The organism is Ilyobacter sp. (assembly GCF_041583315.1).
Taxonomy (GTDB): Bacteria; Fusobacteriota; Fusobacteriia; order Fusobacteriales; family Fusobacteriaceae; genus Ilyobacter.
The window spans coordinates 1-2,455 of sequence record NZ_JBFHGC010000442.1 but is presented as its reverse complement, the minus strand read 5'-3'; the positions used below and the strand labels follow the sequence as shown (position 1 = coordinate 2,455).

Sequence of the window (2,455 nt, the reverse complement as noted above, 5' to 3'; positions counted from 1 at the left end):
TTCTATATTTATCAGCACAAAGTCGTTTTGACCCTCTGCCACTCCGAATTTCATTTCACCTAAGGCCATAGCTCTTACATCGTTGTCCACGAGAACCTTTAACCTATATTTTTTCTCTATAACTTTTCCCAGATCGAAATTATCCCAGTCATAGTGAGGCGAAAATATAGATATTCCGTTTTCAGAATCCACCATTCCGTTCATTGCCACCCCTATACCGAAAACCTTATCCCTGTCCACCTCTGAAATAGTGTCATCTATAATGGAAAAGAGCTGTTTCATTATATTTTTTTTGTCCATTTTTTCTATCGGTTTGGAATTTTTTTTCAGTATAGAAAGACTTAAGTCTGCCAAAATTATATCTATCTTTTGGGGAGCCATATATACTCCCAAAATATATCCCGCCTGAGAGTTTAATTTCAGAAGAATCTGAGGTCTCCCTGCACCATTTACCCGTTTCTCTATTCTCTCTTCCTCGATAAACTTCTTTTCGATCAATTTTTTGGTCAATTTAGATATACTGGCTGGAGTCAGTCCCAGTTTTTCTGATATCTGTACCCTGGAGACCCTTCCTTCAGACCTCACTATTTCCAGTACATTGGATATACTGCTTCCCTTCACAGGATAATTATTTCCCTTTATTTTCATAGAATATCCTTTCTAAACCAATCTCAACAAACATAAAAATCACAAAATCATTTTAAAACATAATAACTAAAATCAACTTTCTTTGATTTAATTATATACACCAAGTTTGAATAGAACAATATTAAACCGTCGTTCTTTTTGCATTTTCCTCTGTATTTATTAACTTTAGAAATTAATTGTCTGCCGAGCCTTTCTTACATAGGGATTATAACTCATATAATTAGTTAACTCTATTAAAAAAATACTTTTTTAAACCATTACCGCTGATAGTCAAAATAAATAACCATATAAAAAGCCGGGATTTTCGTCCCGGCCAAGCTGTAAATATTATACCTTTATCTATTTCCCTTGATAAAATTTGATTTTAGATTCCTCTTTTATCATCTTTATAAAGTCATCTAGTTTCATAGATTCCTGATCTTTGGAACCGAATCTTCTTACATTTACCTCTCTGTTGGCAACCTCTTCTTTTCCTAAGATTACCTGTACAGGTACCTTAAACTTTCCGTTGGCTTCTCTTATCTTGTATCCTATACTCTCTGTTCTGCTGTCTAGCTCTGTCCTTATCTCTTCCTCTTGAAGTTGAGCCATTATCTCTTTTGCATAAGGAACTACCTCATCATTTATTGTGAGGATTTTTACCTGTGTAGGTGCTATCCACAGAGGGAAGGCCCCTGCATAGTGCTCTATAAGTATCCCTATAAATCTTTCTATAGACCCGTATACAACCCTGTGTATCATTACAGGTCTGTGCTTTTCTCCGTCTTCTCCGATATAGTTTATATCAAATCTATCTGGAAGGTTGAAATCAAGCTGGATAGTTCCGCACTGCCAAGTTCTTCCTATGGCATCCTTGATCTTAAAGTCAAGCTTCGGACCGTAGAATGCACCATCTCCAGGATTAACCTTGTACTCTTTTCCGAGTCTTTTCATGGCACCTTCTAGTGCAGATTCTGCCTTTTCCCATATCTCATCAGAACCTATTGCCTTTTCAGGCTTTGTAGAAAGCTCTATATTGTATTCAAATCCGAAAAGACCGCTGTAAAACTTGTCTATAAGTTCTATTACCCCTATAATCTCGTCCTCTATCTGCTCAGGAGTCATGAAAATATGTGCATCGTCCTGGGTAAATGATCTTACTCTCATAAGTCCGTGAAGAGCTCCTGAAAACTCATGTCTGTGTACTGTACCCAGTTCTCCGGCTCTTATTGGAAGATCCTTGTACGAGTGCATCTCCTGTTTGTAAGCCAGTACTCCACCAGGGCAGTTCATAGGCTTTATGGCAAATTCTGTATCATCTATCTCAGATGTATACATATTCTCTCTGTAGTTGAACCAGTGACCTGATGTTTCCCACAGTTCTTTATTAAGCATGATAGGAGTCATTATCTGCTGATATCCTGCCTTAGTGTGCTCTCTTCTCCACAGGTCAATCAAGATGTTTCTTATAGTCATACCCTTTGGCATAAAGAAAGGAAATCCTGGTCCGTACTCACTCATGAAGAATAGACCCAGTTCTTTTCCTATCTTTCTGTGATCTCTCTTTTCTGCTTCCTCTAGAAAATTCAGATGGTCTTTTAGCCTCTTTTCATCAGAGAATGCGAATCCGTATATTCTCTGGAGCATCTTATTCTTAGAGTCACCTCTCCAGTAAGCCCCTGCTAGGGATTTTAGCTTAAAGGCTTTCATATATTTTGTAGAAGGTACGTGAGGTCCCCTGCAAAGATCCATAAAGTCACCCTGCTTATAGAAAGAAAGCATCTCTCCCTTTGCGATGTCCTTTATTATTTCCACCTTGTAATTTTCC

General features: G+C 37.7%; 2 protein-coding genes. Both read right to left on the bottom strand.

The genetic code is table 11. The annotated features are described in order from the left end of the window. Nucleotides 1-648, bottom strand: a 648-nt coding sequence (locus tag ABZA26_RS12660) for an ROK family protein (RefSeq protein WP_372714875.1), incomplete at its 3' end; no start/stop codon positions are given. A gap of 339 nt (nucleotides 649-987) precedes the next feature. Further along, nucleotides 988-2,455, bottom strand: a 1,468-nt coding sequence (gene thrS / locus ABZA26_RS12655) for a threonine--tRNA ligase (protein ID WP_372714874.1), incomplete at its 5' end; no start/stop codon positions are given.